Annotated in this window: 21 protein-coding genes; 7 read left to right on the top strand and 14 right to left on the bottom strand. The window is 70.4% G+C overall.

Annotated features, from left to right (window positions below; all coding sequences use genetic code 11):
* Positions 1–107 precede the first annotated feature (107 nt).
* The 3 genes from ACFY3V_RS16440 to purN form a co-directional block, all read right to left on the bottom strand.
* On the bottom strand, positions 108–290 hold the full coding sequence (locus tag ACFY3V_RS16440; RefSeq protein ID WP_350943434.1) for a hypothetical protein: 183 nt from the start codon (positions 288–290) through the stop codon (positions 108–110).
* Between the two features lie 151 nt (positions 291–441).
* Complete coding sequence (gene purH / locus ACFY3V_RS16435) at positions 442–1986, bottom strand: bifunctional phosphoribosylaminoimidazolecarboxamide formyltransferase/IMP cyclohydrolase (RefSeq protein WP_362896164.1); 1545 nt, start codon at positions 1984–1986, stop codon at positions 442–444.
* Positions 1987–2032: 46 nt separating this feature from the next.
* Positions 2033–2653 (bottom strand): phosphoribosylglycinamide formyltransferase, encoded by a 621-nt coding sequence (purN, locus tag ACFY3V_RS16430; protein ID WP_362896162.1) that lies wholly within the window; start codon positions 2651–2653, stop codon positions 2033–2035.
* Between the two features lie 79 nt (positions 2654–2732).
* Here purN and ACFY3V_RS16425 point away from each other — a divergent pair, with 79 nt between their 5' ends.
* The gene (locus ACFY3V_RS16425; RefSeq protein WP_389773992.1) at positions 2733–3143 is read left to right on the top strand and encodes a hypothetical protein; all 411 of its coding nucleotides are present in this window, start codon (positions 2733–2735) and stop codon (positions 3141–3143) included.
* Between the two features lie 240 nt (positions 3144–3383).
* Here ACFY3V_RS16425 and ACFY3V_RS16420 read toward each other — a convergent pair whose 3' ends face one another.
* The 4 genes from ACFY3V_RS16420 to ACFY3V_RS16405 all read right to left on the bottom strand — a co-directional run bounded on the left by ACFY3V_RS16420 (position 3384) and on the right by ACFY3V_RS16405 (position 7962).
* Positions 3384–5045, bottom strand: coding sequence for a DUF6350 family protein (locus ACFY3V_RS16420; protein WP_362896158.1), 1662 nt, complete (start codon positions 5043–5045; stop codon positions 3384–3386).
* Positions 5046–5232: 187 nt separating this feature from the next.
* A complete protein-coding gene (sucD, locus tag ACFY3V_RS16415; RefSeq protein ID WP_350943426.1) occupies positions 5233–6108 on the bottom strand; it encodes a succinate--CoA ligase subunit alpha in 876 nt (291 codons plus the stop codon).
* Positions 6108–7289: an ADP-forming succinate--CoA ligase subunit beta gene (gene sucC, locus ACFY3V_RS16410; RefSeq protein WP_350943424.1), complete on the bottom strand. Its 1182-nt coding sequence runs from the start codon at positions 7287–7289 to the stop codon at positions 6108–6110. The genes sucD and sucC overlap by 1 nt, the downstream gene beginning before the upstream one ends.
* 265 nt (positions 7290–7554) lie before the next feature.
* A complete protein-coding gene (locus tag ACFY3V_RS16405; RefSeq protein WP_350943422.1) occupies positions 7555–7962 on the bottom strand; it encodes a cobalamin B12-binding domain-containing protein in 408 nt (135 codons plus the stop codon).
* Positions 7963–8426: 464 nt separating this feature from the next.
* Between ACFY3V_RS16405 and ACFY3V_RS16400 the strand changes: the two genes are divergently transcribed.
* The gene (locus ACFY3V_RS16400; protein ID WP_350943420.1) at positions 8427–9308 is read left to right on the top strand and encodes a hypothetical protein; all 882 of its coding nucleotides are present in this window, start codon (positions 8427–8429) and stop codon (positions 9306–9308) included.
* Positions 9309–9780: 472 nt separating this feature from the next.
* Positions 9781–10689: a hypothetical protein gene (locus ACFY3V_RS16395; RefSeq protein WP_350943419.1), complete on the top strand. Its 909-nt coding sequence runs from the start codon at positions 9781–9783 to the stop codon at positions 10687–10689.
* Positions 10690–10966: 277 nt separating this feature from the next.
* On the opposite strand, the gene pcrA is transcribed toward ACFY3V_RS16395, so the two are convergent.
* Positions 10967–13231: a DNA helicase PcrA gene (pcrA, locus tag ACFY3V_RS16390; RefSeq protein WP_389773985.1), complete on the bottom strand. Its 2265-nt coding sequence runs from the start codon at positions 13229–13231 to the stop codon at positions 10967–10969.
* A 118-nt stretch (positions 13232–13349) separates the two neighbouring features.
* On the opposite strand from pcrA, the gene ACFY3V_RS16385 reads away from it, so the two are divergent.
* A complete protein-coding gene (locus tag ACFY3V_RS16385; RefSeq protein WP_350943416.1) occupies positions 13350–14069 on the top strand; it encodes a PIG-L deacetylase family protein in 720 nt (239 codons plus the stop codon).
* 102 nt (positions 14070–14171) lie between these two features.
* Here the strand turns inward: ACFY3V_RS16385 and ACFY3V_RS16380 are convergent, their stop codons facing one another.
* The 6 genes from ACFY3V_RS16380 to ACFY3V_RS16355 form a co-directional block, all read right to left on the bottom strand.
* Positions 14172–15191 carry a CPBP family intramembrane glutamic endopeptidase gene (locus tag ACFY3V_RS16380; RefSeq protein WP_389773981.1) on the bottom strand — a complete coding sequence of 340 codons (1020 nt, stop codon included), beginning with the start codon at positions 15189–15191 and terminating at the stop codon, positions 14172–14174.
* A gap of 127 nt (positions 15192–15318) precedes the next feature.
* A complete protein-coding gene (locus tag ACFY3V_RS16375; RefSeq protein ID WP_362896150.1) occupies positions 15319–15597 on the bottom strand; it encodes a WhiB family transcriptional regulator in 279 nt (92 codons plus the stop codon).
* A 259-nt stretch (positions 15598–15856) separates the two neighbouring features.
* On the bottom strand, positions 15857–16531 hold the full coding sequence (locus ACFY3V_RS16370) for a neutral zinc metallopeptidase (protein WP_362896148.1): 675 nt from the start codon (positions 16529–16531) through the stop codon (positions 15857–15859).
* A 55-nt stretch (positions 16532–16586) separates the two neighbouring features.
* Positions 16587–18056 carry a glutamate-cysteine ligase family protein gene (locus tag ACFY3V_RS16365; RefSeq protein ID WP_389773976.1) on the bottom strand — a complete coding sequence of 490 codons (1470 nt, stop codon included), beginning with the start codon at positions 18054–18056 and terminating at the stop codon, positions 16587–16589.
* Between the two features lie 51 nt (positions 18057–18107).
* Positions 18108–18746, bottom strand: coding sequence for a response regulator transcription factor (locus tag ACFY3V_RS16360; protein ID WP_350943408.1), 639 nt, complete (start codon positions 18744–18746; stop codon positions 18108–18110).
* Between the two features lie 67 nt (positions 18747–18813).
* Positions 18814–20028, bottom strand: coding sequence for a PspC domain-containing protein (locus ACFY3V_RS16355; protein ID WP_350943406.1), 1215 nt, complete (start codon positions 20026–20028; stop codon positions 18814–18816).
* Between the two features lie 142 nt (positions 20029–20170).
* On the opposite strand from ACFY3V_RS16355, the gene ACFY3V_RS16350 reads away from it, so the two are divergent.
* The 3 genes from ACFY3V_RS16350 (at position 20171) to ACFY3V_RS16340 (ending at position 22757) form a co-directional block, all read left to right on the top strand.
* Entirely contained in the window at positions 20171–21829 is a 1659-nt protein-coding gene (locus tag ACFY3V_RS16350) for a PspC domain-containing protein (protein ID WP_389773972.1), read from the top strand.
* Positions 21819–22025 (top strand): hypothetical protein, encoded by a 207-nt coding sequence (locus ACFY3V_RS16345; protein WP_350943403.1) that lies wholly within the window; start codon positions 21819–21821, stop codon positions 22023–22025. Before ACFY3V_RS16350 ends, ACFY3V_RS16345 begins: the two co-directional genes overlap by 11 nt.
* 156 nt (positions 22026–22181) lie before the next feature.
* On the top strand, positions 22182–22757 hold the full coding sequence (locus ACFY3V_RS16340) for an ABATE domain-containing protein (protein ID WP_350943401.1): 576 nt from the start codon (positions 22182–22184) through the stop codon (positions 22755–22757).
* Positions 22758–22879: the final 122 nt, after the last annotated feature.

The raw sequence follows: 22879 nt of genomic DNA, 5'->3' as shown, positions 1-22879 counted from the left end.
ACCCGTACCGTCAGGCGCCGCCCGTGCTGCCAGGCGCCGCCATGACCGTCAGGCGTCGCCGGGGCCTGCTCCGCGTCCCCGAGGGAGAAGGGCCCGAGATCGCGGGGTCAGCCGCGCTCCGCCTCCCTCGCCTCCTTACGCTCGATGATCCTGCGGGTGAAGGGGATCCACTCCATCGCCCGCCCGCTGAGGTAGGCCGCGCCGAGCGCGAGGATGATCATCATCCAGGGGCTGATCCAGACACCATGCATGATCACAAAGGCGTACAGGGCGTGGTCGAGCAATGGCATGAGGAGGCTCCACGACTGTGACGAAAGGGATGCTTCAGACTAACCGCAGGTCAAAGCTTTTTCATCCAGGTGGTCCTGTCTAATCCGCCACTTTCCTATCTCCTGTGCGCAGCCGCCACAGTCGTCGCGACGGCCGCGCAGCGGGAGCGGGTCAGTGGAAGAAATGGCGGGTTCCGGTGAAGTAGAGGGTCACCCCGGCCGCCTCGGCGGCCGCGACGACCTCCTCGTCCCTGATCGAACCGCCCGGTTCCACGACCGCCTTCACACCCGCGTCGATGAGGATCTGCAGACCGTCGGGGAAGGGGAAGAACGCGTCGGAGGCCGCGGCGGCCCCTGAAGTTCGCTCGCCCGCCCGGGAGACCGCGAGCCGCGCCGAGTCGACCCGGTTGACCTGACCCATGCCGACACCCACCGACGCGCCGTCCGAGGCGAGCAGGATCGCGTTGGACTTCACCGAGCGGCACGCCCGCCAGGCGAAGGCGAGGTCGGCGAGCACCTCCGCGGAGGCGGCGGGTCCGGCCTTCAGCTCCCAGTTGGACGGATCGTCGCCCGGGGCGTCGACCCGGTCGGCGGTCTGCACCAGCAGGCCGCCGTCGATCCGGCGGAACTCCGCCGGGTTGGACGGTCCCGCGGGGCAGGACAGCAGCCGGATGTTCTTCTTGGCGGTGAGCACCTCCAGCGCCTCCGCCGTGAAGGAGGGCGCCACCACGACCTCGGTGAACACCTCGGCGATCTGCCGGGCCAGCTCCCCGGTCACCTCCGCGTTGACCGCGATCACCCCGCCGTACGCCGAGACGGGGTCGCAGGCGTGGGCCTTGCGGTGCGCCTCGGCGACGTCCGCGCCGATCGCGATGCCGCACGGGTTCTGGTGCTTGATGATCGCCACGGCGGGCGCGTCGAAGTCCCACGCGGCCCGCCACGCGGCGTCGGCGTCGAGGTAGTTGTTGTAGGACATCTCCTTGCCGTGCAGCTGCTCGGCGTTGGCCAGGCCGTCCTTCTGCCCCGAGTACAGGGCGGCACCCTGGTGCGGGTTCTCGCCGTAGCGCAGCGACGACCGCAGCTCCCAGGCCGCGCCCATGTAACGCGGCCACGCCCCCTCCTCGGCGGCGTAGACGCTCGCGAACCAGGAGGCCACCGCGGTGTCGTAGGCGGCGGTGTGGGCGTAAGCGGCGGCGGCCAGGCGGCGGCGCTCGGCGAGGGTGAAGCCTCCGTCGGCGATCGCGGCGAGCACCTCACCGTAGAAGGCGGGGTCGACGACCACCGCGGCGGTGCCGTGGTTCTTCGCCCCGGCCCGGATCATCGCGGGGCCGCCGATGTCGATCTGCTCCACGCACTCGGCGTCGGAGGCGCCGGAGGCCACGGTCTCCTCGAACGGGTAGAGGTTCACCACCACCAGCTCGAACGGCTCGATCTCCAGCTCTTCGAGCTGCTTGGTGTGCGACGGGTTGCCGCTGTCGGCGAGCAGCCCGGCGTGCACGCGCGGGTGCAGCGTCTTGACCCGGCCGTCGAGGCACTCGGGGAAGCCGGTCAGCGACTCGACAGGAGTGACGGGGACGCCGAAGGAGGCGATCTTCGCGGCTGTGCCCCCGGTGGAGACGATCTCCACACCCGCGGCGTCGAGCCCACGGGCCAGCTCCTCCAGCCCGCTCTTGTCATACACCGCGATCAACGCGCGCCGGATGGCGATGCGGGTCACTTCATGCTCCTCGTGGTTGGTTCCGGGTTTCCCCCGGGAACCCGGCTCATCCGCCGGGTCGTCCGAATCGAACAATCCTGCCGGTGACGGTCCAGCCCTCGCGGGCCATCCGGCCGACGGTGTCGACGAGCAGATGACGCTCGACGGTCTTGATGCGCTCGTGCAGGGTCGGCTCGTCGTCGCCGTCCAGCACGGGCACGGCCTCCTGGGCGATGATCGGCCCGGTGTCGACGCCCGCGTCGGCGAGCATCACGGTGCAGCCGGTGACGCGCACGCCGTACGAGAGTGCGTCACGGACGCCGTGCGCGCCGGGGAAGGAGGGCAGCAGGGCGGGATGGGTGTTGAGGACCGGGAAGGCGTTCAGCGTCGGCGCGCCGAGGATCTTCATGAATCCCGCGCAGACCACGAGGTCCGGCCGGTACTCGGCGATCCGGGCGGCGAGCCCGTTGTCCCACTCCTCGCGGGTGGGATGATCGGCCAGCCTCTCCACGAAGGTCGGCACCCCCGCGCGCTCCGCACGGGTCAACCCCTCGATACCGCCGCGATCGGCGCCCACGGCCACGATCCGGGCACCGTAGGTCTCGTCTGCCACAGCGTCCAGCAGGGCCTGTAGGTTGGTTCCAGAACCGGACACGAGAACCACAAGCCGAACGGCCTGGGATGACACCGACGCACTCCATTCGGACGGGGACTCACGCCGCTGCAAGGGTATCGGCCTGTCCGTACGAACAACGCAAGGAGGTCAGGTGACACCACCGGTCGAGGTCCGGCCCACTGAGAGCGCCGGTCGCAGGGCGCTGTGGCTCGCGGTCGCCGCGGCGGTGATGACGCTGCTACTCCCCCTCGCGGGAATCGTCATGGCGATCTTCGCCCTCGCCACCTCGATCCGCGCGATCAGGACGCTCCGCGCCATCCCCAAGCCGGCGGGCACCGCCGTGGTGGGCGTCGTGCTGTCGGCCACGGCGTTGCTGATCTCGATCGCAGTGACGTCGCTGCAGTTCTACTTCGGTGACGAGCTGGCCGCCTACACCGAGTGCGGCAGGGGCGCGGGCACCGTGGCGGCGCAGAACGAGTGCGTGGAGCAGCTCGAACGGGCGATGGAGAAGAAGCTGCCCTTCCTGGAGCCCGGCCAGGTGCGCTTCCCCTTCCCGCCCTGACCGGCGCGGCTCTCATCGCCCGGTCCTGACCGGCACGGGACTTCACCCGGCGCGACTCTGACCGGCTTGGATCCGTCGGCCCCTGTTCGGCGCGAGGCTTCTCCCGGCGCCTCCCTGACCGGCTCGGACCGGGCTCGGACCTGCTCGGCTCTCATCGCCCGGCTCTGACCCGCCCAGAGCTTCACCGGCGTCTCCCTGACCGGCTTGGATCCATCGCTCGGCCCGGGCCGGCGCGGAGCCTCAGTCGCGGTCCCAGGCGTAGGGGTCGACGTAGATGACGTGGCCGCCCTTGTCGTCGCTCTCGTCGACGATGTCGCGCCGGGGCGGGCGCGGCGGGTCGGGGCGGCGGGCCTTCTGCGGGTTCTCCGCCGCGGCCGAGGCGTGCTCGTCCTCCCAGTCGTCCCTGATGACCGGGATCGGCTGGGTGTCGCACTCCGTGGCGTCCAGCCAGTAGCCGGGGAGTTTCTGGAGTTCCTCCGGCTCGGCGAAGCCGACCTTTCCCGCCGCCGAGGCCGCCGCCTTGGCGATCTTGACACCCGCCTTGCGCACCGGCGCGGTGGCGGTGCCGACCTTGGCCGCCGCCTTGGTGACGGCCGTGTTGTGCCCGCGGAAGATCAACCACCAGTTGGCCAGTCCCGCGGCGATCCCGGCCGCGACGCCCACCTCCAGGGTCACCGAGACCATCACCTCCCAGCCAGAGGGACCCAGCGCGGCCAGCCGCGCGCCGCCGAGCGAGCCACCGGAGAGCGCGGCGAGCAGGCCCGCCACCGTCCCTGTCGCGAGCCCGCAGGCGAACCCCCACAGCGGCGCCCCCTCGTACGAGGGGGAGGGCGAGATCCGGACGACCAGGACACCCGCCACGGCCCCGGCCAGGAAAGGCACCGCGATCACGATCATCACCCAGGCCGGCGTCGGGCCCGCCTCGGGCAGCGCGCCCAGGATCGGCAGGCTCGGGACCGTGCCGAGCTGCACGCCCGTCGGCGCGACCAGCGTGCCGGTGCCGACCGCGAACCCCGGACCCGCGATGTAGGCGAGGCCCCAGATGACGGCGTTGAGCAGGTAGAGGCCCTGCACCAGCAGGAGCAGCGCACCTCCGACGAACCCCGGCGCCAGGATCCCGGAGAGCTCCCGCACCTGCCCGAAGTTGACCACGACGGCCCCGACCACCACGACGGCACCCGCGACGAGCATGATCCCCAGCGCGGCGGACGTCCCGGCCACGACCGAGCGCAGCCGCTCGGGCAGCAGGCGCAGCATCGAACGCCAGGGGCCGATCGTCCTGGCGACGGCCACCGAGCCCGCGAGGAAGGCCAGCACCAGATGGCTGGCCAGCACGTCGCCGAGGAAGGGCTGGGTGATCTCGTTCCTGGTGACCAGCGCGATCAGCCCGGCCAGCAGCGCGTACGGCGCCGCCAGCGAGATGCCCGCCTGCGCGATCAGAACCAGCTGCGCCCTGCGGCGGGCGTTGGACACCTCCTTCGGGGTGTTCTTGGGCAGCCTGGCGGGCAGCCGGAGCCGCAGATCCGCGTCGCGGGCCATCCACATCCCGGCGCGGTACAGCAGGAAGGCGGGCAGGATCGTCAGCCCGAGCGGAAGCAGGCCCACCGAGCCGCCGGGGATCGCGAAGCCCGCGTGGTGCGCGGCGAGCCAGAGCTGCGACGCGGTGCGGAACACCGCGGGCAGTCCCGCGCCGAGCGCGCCGCGGGGAGCGGCGATCCAGCCGACCAGGGTGAGCGTGGTGAGCACCGCCAGCCCCACGCCGAGGGTCCACGCGGCGGCGAGCATCCCGGAGACGGGAAGCGGCCGACGGGCGTCGTCGTCGTCACCCGTGAGGCCGGGCAGGGGGATACGGCTGAGGACGTTACGGGGAGCCGTCCGTAGCTGATCGAAAAGGGCCGTCACAGTAGTCGATGCTCTCAGGATCTTCGGTGCGGAAGGGACTCCCTCGCCCGCGTGTCGCGCACCGCGTCACGGGATCCCCCTGTGGTATCCGGGTGACGCCGACACGGAAACCGCATGGCGAAGGGCGCCCGGCGGGATGCCGGACGCCCTTTGAAAGTGGGTGGGGCCGTGGCCCCGGAGCCGTGCGTCAGAGCGACTTGACGACCTCGCGCATCAGGCGGGCGGTCTCGCTCGGGGTCCTGCCGACGCGGACGCCGACCTTCTCCAGCGCGTCCTTCTTCGCCTGGGCGGTGCCGGCCGAGCCGGACACGATCGCGCCCGCGTGGCCCATGGTCTTGCCCTCGGGGGCGGTGAAGCCCGCCACGTAGGCGACGACCGGCTTGGTGACGTGCTGCTCGATGTAGGCGGCCGCGCGCTCCTCGGCGTCGCCGCCGATCTCGCCGATCATCACGATCGCCTCGGTGCCCGGGTCGTCCTGGAACGCCTGCAGGGCGTCGATGTGCGTGGTGCCGATGACCGGGTCACCGCCGATGCCGACCGCGGTGGAGAACCCGATGTCGCGCAGCTCGTACATGAGCTGGTACGTCAGCGTGCCCGACTTCGAGACCAGGCCGATGCGGCCCGCGCTGGTGATGTCGGCCGGGATGATCCCCGCGTTCGAGGCGCCGGGCGAGGCGATGCCGGGGCAGTTGGGCCCGATGATCCGGGTCTTGCCGCCCTTGGCGACCGCGTACGCCCAGAACTCGGTGGTGTCGTGGATCGGGACGCCCTCGGTGATGACCACGCAGAGCGGGATCTCGGCGTCGATCGCCTCCTTGACGGCGTCCTTGGTGAACGCCGGGGGCACGAAGACGACCGACACGTCGGCGCCGGTCTCCTTGATCGCCTCCGCGACGGTGCCGAAGACGGGCAGGCCCTCGTGGACGGTGCCGGCCTTGCGGGCGTTGACGCCGCCGACGACGCGGGCGCCCGAGGCGAGCATCCGGCGGGTGTGCTTGGTGCCCTCACCGCCGGTCATACCCTGGACGATGATCTTGCTGTTCTCGTTCAGCCAGATGGCCATTACGCACCTACCGCGGCGAGTTCGGCGGCGCGCTTGGCCGCATCGTCCATGGTGTCCACCAGTTCGACGCCGGGGAGCTTCGCGTCGGAGAGAATCTGACGCCCGAGTTCGGCGTTGTTGCCGTCCAGGCGGACGACGAGCGGGCGGCTCACGCTCTCGCCCCGGGCCTCCAGCAGCTGGAAGGCCGAGACGATGCCGTTGGCGACCGCGTCACAGGCGGTGATGCCGCCGAAGACGTTGACGAAGATCGACTTCACCGCGGGGTCGGAGATGATGATCTCCAGACCGGCCGCCATCACCTCGGCCGAGGCGCCGCCGCCGATGTCGAGGAAGTTGGCGGGCTTGGGCGTGCCTGGGAACGCCTCGCCGGCGTAGGCGACGACGTCCAGGGTCGACATGACCAGGCCGGCGCCGTTGCCGATGATGCCGACGGAACCGTCGAGCTTGACGTAGTTGAGGTCCTTGGCCTTGGCCGCGGCCTCCAGCGGGTCCTCGGCGGCCTTGTCCTCGAAGGCCGCGTGGTCCGTCTGGCGGAACGCCGCGTTGTCGTCGAGGGTGACCTTGCCGTCGAGGGCCTTCACCTGGCCGTCGGCGGACAGGATCATCGGGTTGACCTCGACGAGAGAGGCGTCCTCGTCGACGAAGGCGCACCAGAGCTTCTCGATGAGCTCGGCGGAGCCGTCGAGCGCGGCCTCCGGCAGCCCGCCGGCCTGGGCGATCTCACGGGCCTTGGCCCGGTCGACGCCGTCCAGGGGGGAGATCGGGATCTTCGCGACCTTCTCCGGGGTGCTGTGCGCGACCTCTTCGATGTCCATGCCGCCCGCGGCGGAGCAGATGGCGAGGAACGTACGGTTGGCGCGGTCGAGCAGGAAGGAGAAGTAGTACTCCTCCGCGATCGCGCTCGCCTCCTCGATCAGGACCTTGTGGACCGTGTGGCCCTTGATGTCCATGCCGAGGATGTCGGTGGCCTTCCGCTCGGCGTCGGCGGCGTCGTCGGCGACCTTCACGCCACCGGCCTTGCCGCGACCACCGGTCTTGACCTGGGCCTTGACGACGACACGGCCGGTCAGCTCCTCGGCTGCCGCCCGTGCCTCCTCCACGGTGTGCGCGACCACGCCGCGCGGCACCGGGATGCCGTACTCCGCGAAGAGCTCCTTCGCCTGATGTTCGAACAGGTCCACGAGGGTCCGTCCTTGCTTGTCCGGCTGGTGTACAGATGAGAGCGGGCCGACTCCATGATCCAAGGGGAGCCCGACGGTTTTGCGCCAATGAAGCCTAGCCCGCCTGATGACATGACCAGGTAACCGGGTTCCAGATCGTACGCCTCGAACGCTGTGAGCGCCGAACCGACAGGCCCTGCCGCCGCCCCGTGAGATCGTTCACCGGAGCGGCGAGCGACCTGTCAGAGGTCCGTCGGAGTGGCGAGAGACCGGCCCGAAGGGGATGTCAGACGGGCGAGGGGATCGCGCTGCGCACCCAGTCGACGATCTCCTGGGTGGTGGCGCCCGGGGTGAAGACGCGTGCGACGCCCATCTCCTGGAGCGCGGGCATGTCGTCCTCGGGGATGATCCCGCCGCCGAACACGACGATGTCGCTCGCGTCGTTCTCCTTCAGCAGCTCCAGCACCTTCGCGAAGAGCGTCATGTGCGCGCCGGACAGGATGGACAGCCCGATCGCCGCGGCGTCCTCCTGGATCGCGGTGCGCACGATCTGCTCGGGCGTCTGGTGCAGGCCGGTGTAGACGACCTCCATCCCGGCGTCCCGCAGCGCCCGCGCCACGATCTTCACACCCCTGTCGTGGCCGTCCAGCCCCGGCTTGGCGATGACGACGCGGATTCTTGACACGGCATCCATCCAGACCTCCTTGTCTGCGCTCCCCTCGCGACGTGGGAACTGTCGGAAGCGTAACCGGCCACGTCTCACCGGGGTCGGCGGGCCACCGCGACCGGCACATCTCGCCGGAGTCGGCGGGCCGTCGCGAACCACATTACAGCGGCGCCGATTTCATCGTTTTTTCTCGTACGGCGCCACGGCCGCCGCCCGAACGACCGTGCCCCGGTTAAACCGGCGGGAATGCGCGGGAGGGCCGAGGTCCCGCGAAAAACCCACGAAAAAAGGAAACCGACCGTCCGTGGTCGACCGGAAACAGACCCGTGTCTCCGTAGGGCCCCCAAAGGTCCAGAGGACGCCTCTGCACCGAATATGCACGTTTAATTCAAGGCGATCCTCCAAATGCGCTACCATTTCGTGATCTTGCCCCGCAAGAATGTGTTTCCCCTCCCCAGCGGGGTGGAGGGATCAATCAGGAGGATCTTCCTTTGAAGCGATACATCGCCGGTCTGGCGTGCGCCGCGACGGCCATGCTGGGCGTTCCGGCGCTGGCATCGACCGCGCACGCGCAGGCCGCCGACCCGGTCAGTGCGCTGAAGAAGCAGTTCAAGAGCGGCCTTGGCGTCACCTACGTCGACACCACGAAGGTGCGGGCCTCATACGGCAGCGCGGTCACGGCCCAGCGAAAGGGGGTGTTCCAGTTCGGCGCCTCCGGAATCAACGCGTCCGACCAGACCACCAAACTGCGCTTCAAGGCGAGCGACATCGCGGCGATTTCCGAGGAGCTGAGCGAGGAGGACGCCAAAGTTCTGGCCGGGCTGACCTCGCCCGAGCGGGTGATTCGCGTCAAGAACACCTCCTACATCTCCGGCGGAATCTTCGGCCAATTCCTGCCCGACGACAAAACGTGGCTGAAGACTCCCAGCGGCATCCTGGGCAACAACGGCCGGTTGAGCCAGCTTGTCAACCCGGCCGAACCCGCGACGCTCAAGGCCCTGCTCGCGCGCGCCACGGTCAAGCGTCCGACCGCCTACTCGGGGAAGATCACCTTCGGTGAGCTCTACAAGGTCTCACCGTGGTTCCGGGCGGGCATCTTCATTCCCCCGACCGCCAAGCAGTCGAAGACCGTGGTGCAGTGGAAGCTGGTTCTCGGTTCCGACCTGCTCGCGAGGAAACTGACCACCAGCTACTCCGCCGGCGCCCTGGGCGCCCCGGGAGGGACGACCCTCTCGGTCGAGACCCGATACACCGGTTGGGGCTCCAAGGTCACGGTCAAGGCGCCGCCCGCCGACCAGGTCGCCCAGCCCGGTGACCTCGATGAGGGCGTGGAGGCCGACGCCCCCATCCAGCTGCTGAGTGGCGCCAGCTGATCGTCTTTCTTCGGTCGCCGCGTCGGTCACACCACGCCGATCGCTTCGTACCGATCGCATTTCGCCGGTCGCCACACGATGATCACACCGCGTTGACCGTCCCGCGCTGACCACCCCGAACCACACGAGCCGCGCCCGGTGGGCCTCACCCGCCGGGCGCGGCTCGCGGCGTTTCCATGTGCGCGGGATCCGACACATGTGAGACCTGACGTACGCGGGAGCCGACGTGCTCGGGAGCTGAAGGGCTCGGGACCCGGCGCGTCGAAGGATCCTCCCACCGCCTGGGACGATCGGCTGTCCGGCATGTTCGGCTCCCGGTATGGTTCGGCAGGCGGTCGGCGCCCTCCGCGTTCTTCGGTCACACGGGACTCGCCAGCTTCGGCGGTTCTTGATCCGATATTTCGGGATATAGGCAAGAATCTTCTTCCGCCCTCAGCGACGACGCGAGGACACATACGGGAGGACCCCCTCGATGAGGCGAATGATCGCCGCCCTCACCGGCGCCACCGTGGCAGCTCTGATCGCTCCCACGCTGGTCGCCGTCACTCCGGCGAGCGCGAAGACCACCCCGGCCGCGACGGCCTCGGCGGCCGACCCGGTCTCGGCATTGAAGCGCCACTTCAGGACCCACAGGGGCGTGAAGCTCACCGAGAACACGAAAGTCGTCGGTGAGGGCAAGAAGCACCGGGCGATCTTCACCCGGCGGAGCGGCGTGCTGGAGTTCGGCAGGACCGGCCTGGTCGCCTCGGACCTCACCACCAAGTTCAACCTGCCCGCAGAGGATGGCGAGCTCAAGGGCCTGTTCACCCCGTCGCGGACGATCTCACTGAAGGGCGTCTCCTACACCTCGGGCGGCATCTTCGCCGAGTCCATGCCCGAGGGCAAGAAGTGGCTGCGCACTCGCGGCGACACGGCCTACCTGGTCAGCGCCGTCCAGCAGATCATCAGCACTGTCGAGCCCGCCACGCTGCGGGCGACCCTGGCCCGCACCACCGCCAAGCGTCCCGGCGGGACGTGGGACGGGACCCGGACCACGGTCCACTCGGGCACGATCACGCTGGCCGAGCTCTTCAAGGTCTCTCCCGCGGTGCGCGCGATGCTGGTCAAGAAGCCCACCGGCAGGTCCGCGACGCTCCCGGTGACCTGGAAGATCTACGTCGGCTCCGACCAGCTGGTCCGCCGGGTCGTGTCGTCGTACACGGAGTCGACCCGGGGCCTCAACAGCACCGAGCTGTCCTACGTCAACGACACCCGCTACACCGGCTGGGGCACCAAGGTCACGATCAAGGCGCCGCCCGCCGGCCAGGTGGTCGAGTTCGACGAGCTCATCGGTGACACCTCCCCGCCGGAGGACCCCATCGGAGAGATCTTCAAGGGCTGAACCGCACGCCGCCCGAGGTGATCGACGACTCGGAGACCGGTCCGAGGCGATCACCGAGGGCATCTCGGACGGGATGAGTGCCCGGCGCGCGACAGCCGGGCACTCATCGGACACCTCCGACGTGGACACCCCGGCTCCCGGCACCTCTCGCCCGATTACGGTCGGTCGACGTCCGGCATCGTCATCCGGTGCCGGACACGCGGGTCCCGAAGATCGAAGCAACGGAGCTCTCCGGGCCGTGGAGCAAGTCAGCCCAGCGTGGATCGCCGGTCGCGGGTCAGAGCTTCTCCAGCGGCGCGTACGCCAGCAGCAGGGTCTTCTCTCCCCCGCCACCAAAGTCGATCTTGACCTTGGTCTTCTCCGCGACGCCGTCCACCGACACCACCGTGCCCAGACCGAACTGGTCGTGGGTGATCCGGTCACCGGGGGTGAGGTTGGGGATCTGCCTGCCGCCGGGCTTCCTCGCCGGGGCGGGGCGGGAGTCGCGGCGGGTGGCGGCGCTCCAGGCGCTCTTCTCCGGGTCGCTGCGCCAGTCGACCAGCTCGGACGGGATCTCGGCGACGAACCGGGACGCCGGGTTGAACGCGGGTGAGCCCCAGGAACTACGGACGGCCGCCCTGGAGATGTAGAGGCGCCGCTCGGCCCTGGTGATGCCGACATAGGCCAGGCGACGCTCCTCCTCCAGCTCCTTGGGCTCGCCGAGAGAGCGCATGTGCGGGAAGACCCCGTCCTCCATGCCGGTGAGGAACACCACGGGGAACTCCAGCCCCTTGGCGGTGTGCAGCGTCATCAACGTCACCACGCCCTGGCCGCCGTCGGCCGCCGGGATCTGGTCGGCGTCGGCGACCAGGGAGACCTGCTCCAGGAACTCGACCAGCGTGCCCTCGGGATTCGCCTCCTCGAACTCTGAGGCGACCGAGATCATCTCGTCCAGGTTCTCCAGGCGGCTCTCGTCCTGCGGGTCGTTGGAGGCGGTGAGCTCCAGGCGGTAACCGGTGCTCACCAGCACCTCCTGGGCCAGCTCCGAGGGCGTCATGTCGTCGGCCTTCACCATGAGCTCGTCCATCAGCGCGACGAACTCGCCGATGGCCTTGAGCGAGCGGGTGGCCATGCCCGGCGCCTCGTCCGCCCGGCGCAGCCCCTCCCAGTAGGGGATCCGCTCCCTGGTCGCGAACGCCTCGACCATCGCCTCGGCCCGCTCGCCGATGCCGCGCTTGGGCACGTTGAGGATGCGACGCAGCGAGACCACGTCGTTCGGGTTGGACAGGAAGCGCAGGTAGGCGAGCAGGTCGCGGACCTCCTTGCGCTCGTAGAAGCGCACCCCGCCCACCACCTTGTAGGGCAGACCGGTCCGGATGAAGATCTCCTCGAACACCCGGGAGGCGGCGTTGGTCCGGTAGAACACGGCGACCTGGCCGGGAACGACGTCCTCGTCGTCGGTGAGCCTGTCGACCTCCTGGGCGACGAACATGGCCTCGTCGTGCTCGTTGTCGGCGACATAGCCGATGATCTTCGCCCCGGCGCCCTGGTCGGACCAGAGGTTCTTGGGCTTGCGGCTCGCGTTGCGCGAGATCACCGCGTTGGCGGCGGACAGGATCGTCTGGGTGGAGCGGTAGTTCTGCTCCAGCAGGATCGTCCTCGCCTCCGGGTAGTCGCGCTCGAACTCCAGGATGTTGCGGATCGTCGCACCGCGGAAGGCGTAGATCGACTGGTCGGCGTCACCCACCACGCACAGCTCGGCCGGAGCGACCCTGCTCTCGCCGCCCTCCCTGACCACGTCACCGTCGGCGGTGCGCGGCTCGGGACGGCCCGCGATCTCGCGGATCAGGGTGTATTGGGCGTGGTTGGTGTCCTGGTACTCGTCGACCATGATGTGGCGCCAGCGGAGCCGGTAGTGTTCGGCCACGTCGGGGAAGATCTGGAACAGCGTCACCGTCAGCATGATGAGGTCGTCGAAGTCCATCGCTCCGGCCTCGGTGAGCTTCTGCTGGTAGTTGCGGTACGCCTCGGCGAGCTTGCGCTCCAGATGGGTGGACGCCTGGGCCGCCGCCGTCTCGTAGTCGATCAGCTCGTTCTTGAAGTTGCTCACCTGGGCGGAGAACGACCTCGGCGGGTAACGCTTGGGGTCGAGGTCCATCTCGCGGCAGACCATCGCCATCAGGCGCTGGGAGTCGGCCTGGTCGTAGATGGAGAAACCCGAAGGGAAGCCGAGGCGCTTGGCCTCGCGGCGCAGGATCCGCACGCACGCGCTGTGGAAGGTCATCACCCACATCGCCGCCGAGCGCGGGCCGATGAGCCGGTCGACCCGGTCCTTCATCTCCCTCGCGGCCTTGTTGGTGAAGGTGATCGCCAGGATCTCCTGCGGCTGCACGCCCCGCTCACCCAGCAGGTAGGCGATGCGGTGGGTGAGCACCCGGGTCTTGCCGGAACCCGCACCCGCGACGATGAGCAGGGGGCTGCCGTGGTGCACGACGGCCTCGCGCTGCTGAGGATTGAGCCCGTCGAGCAACGGATGGGTCAGGGAAGAGGCTGGGATCGACACGTCCCCTAGGTTAGAACGACCGACCGACAACCGGGTCCAGTCGTCGTCAAGGAATGCGGGTGGACTCGCCCACGGTTGTGATGACCGAGCGGTACGCGGAAAACGAAAGGGTCCTCCCATGCTTTCGGAAAACGAGATCAGCCGCGTGCTCGCGGTCACCGCGCATCCCGACGACGTGGACTTCGCCGCCGCGGGAACCATGGCGCTGTTCACCGCGCGAGGTGTCGAGGTGACGTACTGCGTGGTCACCGACGGTGACGCCGGCGGCTTCGACCGCGAGCTGGACAACACCGGGATGGCCGAGCTTCGCCGGACCGAGCAGTCCAACGCCGCCAAGGCCGTCGGGGTGACCGACGTGCGCTACCTCGGCCGCCACGACGGGACCGTGGTGCAGAGCCTGGAGCTGCGGTGCGAGATCACCCGGGTCATCCGCCAGGTCAGGCCCGACCTGGTGATCACCCACAGTCCCGAGCGCAACCACCGGTTCATCGCCCCCAGCCACCCCGACCACCGGGCGGTCGGCGGCTGCACCCTCGACGCCGTCTATCCCGACGCGCGCAACCCGTACACCTTCCCCTCGCTGCTGCTCGACGAGGGACTTGAGGCGTGGACCGTCCGCGAGGTCTGGCTCAACGGCGGCCCGACGCCCGACCACTACGTGGACGTCACCGACACCTTCGACCGCAAGCTCGCCGCCCTGCGCGCCCACGCCAGCCAGATCGACCACCTGGATGACTTCGAGGACTTCCTGCGGGGCCGCTTCTCACAGATCGCCACCGAGGCGGGCTTCGGCGAGGGTCGCTACGTCGAGGCCTTCCAGCGGGTCATCACCGTCTGATCTCCCCGCGCGCAGGCCGGGAGGGCACGGCCCGGGAAGAGCCGGGAAAGCACGGCCGGAGGCCGAGACCGGGAGAGCACGGCCGGACCCGCCTGCGCGGGGTCACCTCGGCAGCGGTCCGCGGCCCGAGGCCGGCTCCTCCGGCGGGGCGAGGCGGGCGAACAGGTAGCCCAGGGAGTTGGTCGCGACGTGGAACAGCGCGGGAGCGGCGAGACCGCCCCTCCTGCGCAGCTCGGTGAAGAGCACCCCGGCGAGGCCCGTCGTGACCACCGACCCGGCCACGACGCGCGCCACCTGCCACGCGGGCGCCCTCCTCGGGCCCTGCGGTACGCCCGGTGCGTCCGGTCCGGCGGGCACAGCCGGTACGCCGGAGCCCTCCTCGCCTCCCGTTCCCCGCGCGCGAGAGGCGAGGACGACCGGTACGCCGGGGCCTTCGCCTCCCGTCCCCTCCGTACGAGAGCCACGGGAGCCACCGGAGCCCGCGGCGTCGGGGACACCGGGAACGTCAGGGGCGCCGGGGGCGCCGGGGGCGCTGAGGGCCTCCCCCGTGGCCAGGCGGCTCAGGGCGGGGTTGGCGGCCATCATGTCGACGGCGGGCAGGATGTGCCAGAGACCGAAGAGGACCGAGGAGACGGCGGTCGCCGTACCGTGGCCGTGCGAGCGGGCGACGAGGGCGTGCGTCACCCCGCGAAAACCGACCTCCTCCAGCAGGACCGTGCCGAACGGCACCTGGATCAGGGCCTCCTCCAGCGCGCGGGCGCGCGACAGGGACAGGGCGCGCTCGTCGCGGAAGAACCTGCGGGTGGCCGGCACGGCGATGCCGGCGGCGTAGGCCCCGGCCACGGCGGAGGCGAGCGCGCCACCGATCCGCAGGCCCCGCGAACGCCGGTGGAACCCCAGCTCGGCCCAGGAGAGCCCGGAACGGCGGGCCATGACGACCAGCGCGCCGGTGGCCGCGGCCGAGGTCAGCGGTGCCAGCCTCGGCGCCAGGCGGTTGTTGAGCACGTTCGCCGCCACCAGTACCGCCACCGTGCCCGCCAGTGTGCCCGCCCGTGTGCCCGGTAGAGCGCCGGGCACCGCCTCGGATCCGGCACGGGCGGCTCGCCCCGGCTCGCGTTCCATGCCCACGACTCCCTCGGACGTCGTCTCGCGCCCCGCCTGCCGGGCCGCGCCGGGGATCGCGACCTCGGGCCCGCCCCGCGCCTTCGATGATCCCCGCCGATCCGGCACGAATCCGGTTGGTTCGAGGCTACGCGACGGGGGCCGGGCCCGTGGCGGCCTGGCGCCACCCGTCGGGAAAGCGCAGGCCGCGTCGTTCCTTCACCGTCAGGCCACCCCAGATCCCCTCCGGCTCGGCCGCGCGAAGCGCGTAGGCCCGGCACTCCTGCAGCACCGGACACCGCTCGCAGACCGCCTTCGCCCGCGCCTCGTGCTCGGCTGACTGCGTCAGCGGGAAGAACAGCTCGGGATCGCTCGTACCGCAGGCACCTCGCGCGGCCCAGCCGATCTCTCGCACCGTCATCCGCATGCCATCACCCCCTGGTCGCTCCCCGCCCTCAGCGTAGGTGGACCGGGACGGCCCGGCATCAACCTCCCGGCGGATTCATGCGTACTCATCGCGGCGTACTTTCGTCGCGGCCTGGTCAGGCGGGTGCCCCCCCGGTGACTTCTCCGGCTCCCACGCGGCGGCTCCGGACGCCCGGGCGTGAAACCGAGCGAGACCATCGCGGACGTGGTCCCCGGCCCCGGCCCTCTCGGCTCCCGCGTGATGGGGCTCCCGGTGCGCCTCAGCAGGCGCTCGTTCCCTGGTTGTAGCCCTTGACGAACAGTTCCTGGCGCTGCCCCGCCGTGCCGTGGGCGTCCGGGCGCAGCCAGTCGTCGGTGGGATCGCCGGCCGCGGCGAGGTTGAGCAGGAGTTCGTCCTCGTCGCCCGGCTCGGTCTGCAGCGCACCGCCCTTGACCAGCGCTCCCAGGGTTCCCCCCGCGTAGCAGTCGGCCTGGAGTTCCTGCTCGATGCTCAGCCGGAAGGCGGTATTCAGCTGTGCCTGCACCGCGTGGCCGAACTCGTGCGGGATGATCACGTAGACCGAGCCGTCGCCCATCCGCTCGTAGAGATCGTTCATCCAGTTCTCGTCGTAGGCGATGAAGTGCCCCACCGGGCAGTAGAAGGCGTTGTTCGGCACCGAGGGCTGCCCGCCGCAGTCGGGCCCGTTCTCTCCCTGGTAGGCGGTGAACGCGGCGACCGGGCGGTAGGTCAGCCCCGCCGCGGAGAAGGTCTGCTTCCAGTAGGCCTCGGTGAGCTCCCTGGCCAGCTCGACGTCCGACTCGAACGTCTCCCCGCGCGTGCTGGGCGTGGCCCGCTCACCGGCGGGACCGGCCTCCGGTTCCGGCCCCTCCCCGACGCTCCCGCAGGCGGTGACGGCCGCGAGCACGAGCACCAGGAGAAAAGAGAACGCTTTCATGAATCCATCGTGACGGAGTCTCGCTCCCCGCGCGCGGAATCGCCACGACCGGGGTTCAGGGGGACGGCCAGGTGTGGACGGGCTCGTTGGTGTGCATGTTCTCGATGTACCGCAACGTCATCCGGCGCAGCGCCTCGTGCCTTTCGAGGTCGCCGAACGCGTTCACCGCGTCGATCTGCCAGCTCGCCCCGGTCGTGCCCGTCAGGCAGCGCTGCTCGACGATCCCCAGCAGCCGGTCCCTGGACTCGGGGGCCACGCCCCACAGGTCGAGTCCCTCGTGGGCGAGCGGCAGCAGGCGGCGCAGGATCAGTTCGGACGCGGCCACCTCGCCGAGCCCCGGCCAGAAGAGCCTGGCTTCCAGGCCGTACCGTGCCGCGGCGTGCAGGTTGTCCTCGGCCGCGGCGAACGACATGCGCGTCCACACCGGGCGCTCGGCGTGCGGCAGGACGCGCATGAGCCCGTAGTAGAAGGCGGCATTGGCGGCGACGTCCGCCACCGAGGGCCCGGCCGGCAGCACCCGGTTCTCCACCCGCAGGTGCGGGGTGCCGTCCACGACCGCGTAGATCGGCCGGTTCCACCGGTAGACGGTGCCGTTGTGCAGGGTCAGCTCACCGAGTTGCGGGGTGATCCCGCGTGCCAGTTCCTCGCGCGGGTCCTCCTCGTCGCACAGGGGCAGCAGCGCGGGGAAGTAGCGGGCGTTCTCCTCGAAGAGGTCGAAGACCGAGGTGATCCACCGCTCGCCGAACCACACCCGGGGCCGGACGCCCTGGGTCTTCAGCTCCACCGGGCGGGTGTCGGTGGCCTGCTCGAACAGCGGGATCCTGGTCTCCTGCCAGAGTCTGCGGCCGAACAGGAACGGCGAGTTGGCCGCCAGCGCCACCTGAGGGCCCGCGATGGCCTGGGCGGCGTTCCAGTTGGCGGCGAACGCCTCGGGGCTGACCTGGAGGTGCAGCTGCAGGCTCGTGCAGGCGGCCTCGGGGGTGATGCTGTCGGCGTAGGTCTCCAGGGACTCGTCGCCCTCGATCGACAGGTGCAGGTCCTCGCCCCTCGCCGCGAAGATCTGCTCGTTGAGTAGTTTGTAGCGGGGGTTGGCCGACAGGGTGCCCTCGTGGACGTCGCTCTCCCGCAGCGTGGGCAGGATGCCGACCATCACCATGTGCCCGCCGACGGTGCGGGCCTGTTCCTCCGCGTGGTTGAGACGGTCCCTGATCACCTTCTCCAGCCGGGCCGCGCCGTCTCCCTCCAGCGACTCCGGCAGGACGTTGATCTCCACGTTGAACTGGCCCAGCTCGGTCCCCCAGTCGGGCTCGGCGATCGCCTCCAGCACCTCGGTGTTCTTCATCGTGGCCTCGGCGCGCTCGTCCACGAGGTTGAGTTCGATCTCCAGCCCGGCCCGGGGCCTGTCGAACTCGAACCTGGACTCGCGCAGCAGCTGCGCGAAGACGTCAAGGCACCGCCGAACCTTGTCCCGGTAGCGCCGCCGGTCCTCGCGGCTGAACACCATCGCGGGTACATCGCGTCCCATACTTCGCAGAGTCGCACATAAGTAACTGCTCGTACAGGAGGGGGTGAAGGTTCAGACCAGGCGGCGCGCCGTGGCCCAGCGGGACAGCTCGTGACGGTTGGAGAGCTGCAGCTTGCGCAGCACGGACGAGACGTGGGTCTCCACGGTCTTCACCGAGATGAACAGCTCCTTGGCGATCTCCTTGTACGCGTACCCCCGGGCGATCAGCCGCAGGACCTCGCGCTCGCGCTGGGTGAGCGAGTCGAGTTCGGGGTCGATCGGCGGGGCCTCGCTGGAGGCGAACGCGTCCAGCACGAACCCCGCCAGCCTCGGCGAGAAGACCGCGTCGCCCTCGGCCACCCTGCGGATGGCGTCGGTGAGCTCCCGCCCGCTGATGTTCTTGGTCACGTATCCCCGCGCGCCGCCCCGGATCACGCCGATCACGTCCTCGGCCGCGTCGGAGACCGACAGGGCGAGGAAGCGCACCGTGGAGCCGGAGCCGAGGACCCGGCGCAGCACCTCCTGGCCTCCGCCACCGGGCATGTGCACGTCGAGAAGGACCACGTCGGGCCCGAGGGCGGCGATCGCCTTGACCGCGGACTCCACGTCCTCGGCCTCCCCGATCACCTCGATGGAGTCTCCGAGCTCGGCCCGTACCCCGGAACGGAACAGACGGTGGTCGTCGACGATCAGGACCTTCACCACGCTCATCGGACTTCCCCTCGCGGTCCCGAGGTCCGCCTTCCGGCCGGCCGCACGACTTCGGCTCGCTCGATACTCACGTCTTCTCCAGCTTCATGGTCAGCATCACTTCCGTGCCCTCGCCGGGCTCGGTCCGCACCCGGGCGCTGCCCCCGTGGCGTTCCATCCTGCCGATGATCGACTGGCGGATACCCATACGATCCTCGGGCACCTCGCTCATGTCGAACCCGGCCCCCCGGTCCCTGACGAAGACGGTGACCTCGTCCGGCTCCGTCTCGGCGTACACGGAGACGACCTCGGCACCGGAGTATTTCGCGGCGTTGACCATGGCCTGCCTCGCGGCCTGCATCATCGCGGACAGTTCGGGGGTGAGCGGGCCGTCGCCGACACAGACGACCTCGATCGGCACCCCGTGCGCGTCCTCCTCCTCGGCCGCGACCCGCCGCACGGCCGCGGCCACCGACGCGTCGGCGTCCTGCTGGGGCTGGTAGAGCCAGTTGCGCAGCTCCCGCTCCTGGGAGCGGGCGAGCCGCATCACCTCGCGCGGGTCCTGGGCGTTGCGCTGGATGAGCGTCAGCGTGTGCAGCACCGAATCGTGCACGTGGGCGGCCACCTCGGCGCGCTCCTCCTGCCGGATGCGCTCGCGGCGCTCGCGCTGAAGCTCCTTCCACAGGGCGGCGAGCCAGGGCGCCGCGATCAGCGCGACGCCGCCCACGACCACCATGGTGAACACGATGCCGGGACGGGCCTTGCCCAACTCGTCGTTGGCCACCAGGAAGCCGATCGCGCCGACCACGACGAGCACGAGCCCGAGGAACGTACGGACCCGGTTCTGGCGGACCTGCCCGACCGTGTGGTTCATCCAGCGCTGCCGCCGGTCGGGGTCGGCCTGCTGCCACAGGATCAGCGAACCGATGCCGCCCACGGCGAGCGGCCAGGCCCCGATCCCGGTCTCCGAGGCGCCGGTGAGCCAGCCCAGGGCCGTCAGCGCCAGCCCGATCGCGCCGTACGCGGCGAGCTGGCTCCAGTCCCTCGAAGGCTCCCTGCCCTCGTGCGGCTCGCGCGGGGTGAACATCCACAGCGCGGCGTACGCCAGGGTGCCGAACCCGCCCAGAACGGTGAGCAGCACGAAGGTCAGCCGCAGCACGACCGGGTCGAGCCGGAGCTGGGCGGCGGCGCCCTGGGCCACCCCTGCGATCAGCCGTCCTTCCACCGGCCGCACAAGGCGGGGGAAAGGGGCTTCTTCGGGTGTCACGGGCGCCGAATCACGAACTGTCTGTCGGTCAGCCATATCGTCAGCATCGTCACATGAATCAGCCTGCCACTGCATCAGGCGTTCCCCTGAAGCGACCCTGAGAGAGGCATCCCCCCTCCGGGACGACTCAGGGGTCTCCCGGATGCGTCACGGACCGGGAAAGGCCACGATTGACCATATGAACGACACCGGGCGGGCCCATGGTCCGGCGAGCTCGCCGTCCGCCTCCTCCTTCTCGGCAAAGCGCTCCGAGGAGCGTTTCGAGGAACACGGCCTGAAGCGCAGCAACGAGGGACGGATGCTCACGGGCGTCTGCGCGGGGCTGGGGAGATACGCCCAGATCGATCCCGTGGTGCTGCGGGTCGGCTTCGCGGTCCTGGTGCTCGGCTCCGGTATCGGCATCATGCTCTACCTCGCGGCGTTCCTGCTGATGCGCGAGACCGACGGCGGCCCCGGCTACTTTGAGCAGTGGACCCGGCGCGACTTCGACAGCGAGACGGTCCTGACCCTGCTCACCGGCCTGTTCGCCCTCGGGCTGATCGTCAACGTCTCCTCGGACGGCATCGGCACCGGCACGGTCGTGGTCGGCACGGTGTTCGCGATCGCCCTGCTCGCCGCCCACTCCCGCGGGGTCGACCTGCTGGCCGTGGCCAGGTCCCTGCCCGATCGGCTGCGCAGGCGCCGCACCCCGCACCCGCCCGGCCGGTGGCCGGGCCCGTCCACCCCCGCAGGACCGCCCGGAGTCGGCGAACGGGACCCGGCCGCCCACGCCGCCGCGCCCTGGGCCACCGGCCCCACCGCGTACGCCGAAGCTCCGACGGCAGGCCCTCCCGGCACCACCTCGGGAGACACCGCTCACGCCGGCACCACCGCGGAAGACGCCGCTCACGCCGCGCCGCGGCCGGGTGGTGAGACGGTCACGGAGCCGTACGCGCCCGAGGCCGGACCGGGCTCCACGACGTCCCATCCGCTCTCCACCCCGCAAAGCCCCACCGAGCATGCGCCGGGTATGCCCCCCGGTCCCGCCATGCCACCGCGGGAGGCACGCGGCGAGACCCCGCAGGACCCGTACTACGCCCACACGAGGCCGTCCTTCGACTCCTCCGGCGCGCCCTTCTCGCCGTACGGCCCCTACCAGCCTCTGGATCCCCGGAGGCGGCAGCCCTACTCCCCCTACGACCCGGCCGCGTACGGCGGGCCGGTGGTGGCACCACCCGGCCCGCGACGGCCCAGGTCGCTCGTCGGGAGCATCACCATCTGTCTGGCCATGATCGTTGGAGGGGTCATCGTGGCGATCCAGTCCGCCTCGGGATCGGTCAACATGACGGTCGTCGGCGGCGCGGTACTCGTCGTCATCGGCGCCGGCCTGCTGGTCGCCACCTGGTTCGGCCGGGGAGCGGGACTGGTCGCGACCGGCACGATCCTGTCGATCGCCCTGGTCGCGGGGCCCACGCTGGGCGGCATGCCGAAGAAGTTCGGCGACTTCGACTGGCGGCCCGTCACCCTGTCCGAGGTGGCCCGCGACTACTCGGTGGGCGTGGGAGCGGGCAGACTCGACCTGAGCGACCTGGTCCTGCCCCAGGGCTCACGGACCATCGTGGACGTCTCGATCTCGGTCGGCTCGATAAGCGTGATCCTGCCCGCGACGGCCAGAGTCGAGGTGAACAGCGCCACCAGGTTCGGCGACATCAAGATCGACCACGCGGTGGAGGGAGGGGCGGACATCGCGCACAACAAGATCCTGGAGCCCGAGGTGCCCCCCAAGGGCGACGTGGCGACCATCGTGCTGAACGTGAAGGCCGGCATCGGGGACGTGGAGGTGCGCCGTGCGGCCTGACATCGACAGGGCCGAGCAGCGTCGCGTACACCGCACCGACTGGATGGCCCTGCTCAGCGGCGTGGTCTTCATCGCGGCCGGGATCGTCTTCATCAGCGAGCCGTCCGTCTCGCCACTGGTCATGCTCACGATCCTGGTGGGCGGCCTGGGCTTCGCGGGCCTGGTCACCATCCTGGTCAAGTCCGTCCGGCGTTAGAAGGCCGGCGTCTCATCCGGCGGCGGGCGCTCCAGGGTCGCCACAGCAGGCGCACCCACGCCGAGCGGCACGCGGGGCCGCGGCCGACCCGGCTGAAGATCCGCCCCTGAACAGGACCTAACGGTGAAACGCCAGATCAGGCATTAGAGTCGGAGCATGTCCGCCCTGGAGTTCGTCAGCACCGTCCGCGCGACGCGGGCCGGCCTCACGGACACGCTCGCCGACGTGGCGGGCATGACCGCGTGGGGCCGGGCGCACGCCGCCGAACTGGGGATCGACTCGGACTTCGTCGCCTCTGAGCGGCTGCGGGTCGAGGTGGTGGAGCTGCGGCAGGCCGTACGGGCGCTCTTCGCCAGGGCGGTGAAACCGGGGGCCGCGAGCGGCGCGGACGCGCACCGGCTTCCCGGTTTCGCCGAGTCGCTCGACCTGGTCAACGCCGCGGCTCTCGCCGTGCCGCTCGCCGCGCGGCTGGAGTGGCCCGCCGAGGGCGTCCCCCGGGCACGCAGCGTCCATGGCGACGGGGTCACGGAGTCGGAGCGGATCCGGGCGGCCCTCGCGACGTCGGCGATCGAACTGCTCGCCGGGCCTCAGCGGGAGCGGCTCCGCACCTGCCCCGCGCCGCGCTGCGTGCTCTACTTCCTCAAGGACCACGCCCGGCAGGAGTGGTGCTCGGTCGGCTGCGGCAATCGTGCCCGCGCGGCCCGCCACTACCACCAGCACCGCGACGGCTGATCCCTCTCCGGATTCCCTCACGAGTGACACGTGAGCCGTCACCGCGGCGGCTCCCCCTTTCCCCAGGCACGGGTGCGAGGTGGCGCGGAACCGGCACCGGAACTTCGGCCACGAAACAACGC

Source organism: Streptosporangium sp. NPDC000095, assembly GCF_042899335.1.
GTDB lineage: Bacteria > Actinomycetota > Actinomycetes > Streptosporangiales > Streptosporangiaceae > Streptosporangium.
The sequence above is the reverse complement of the archived record's forward strand: the minus strand, read 5'-3'. Positions and strand labels throughout refer to the sequence as shown.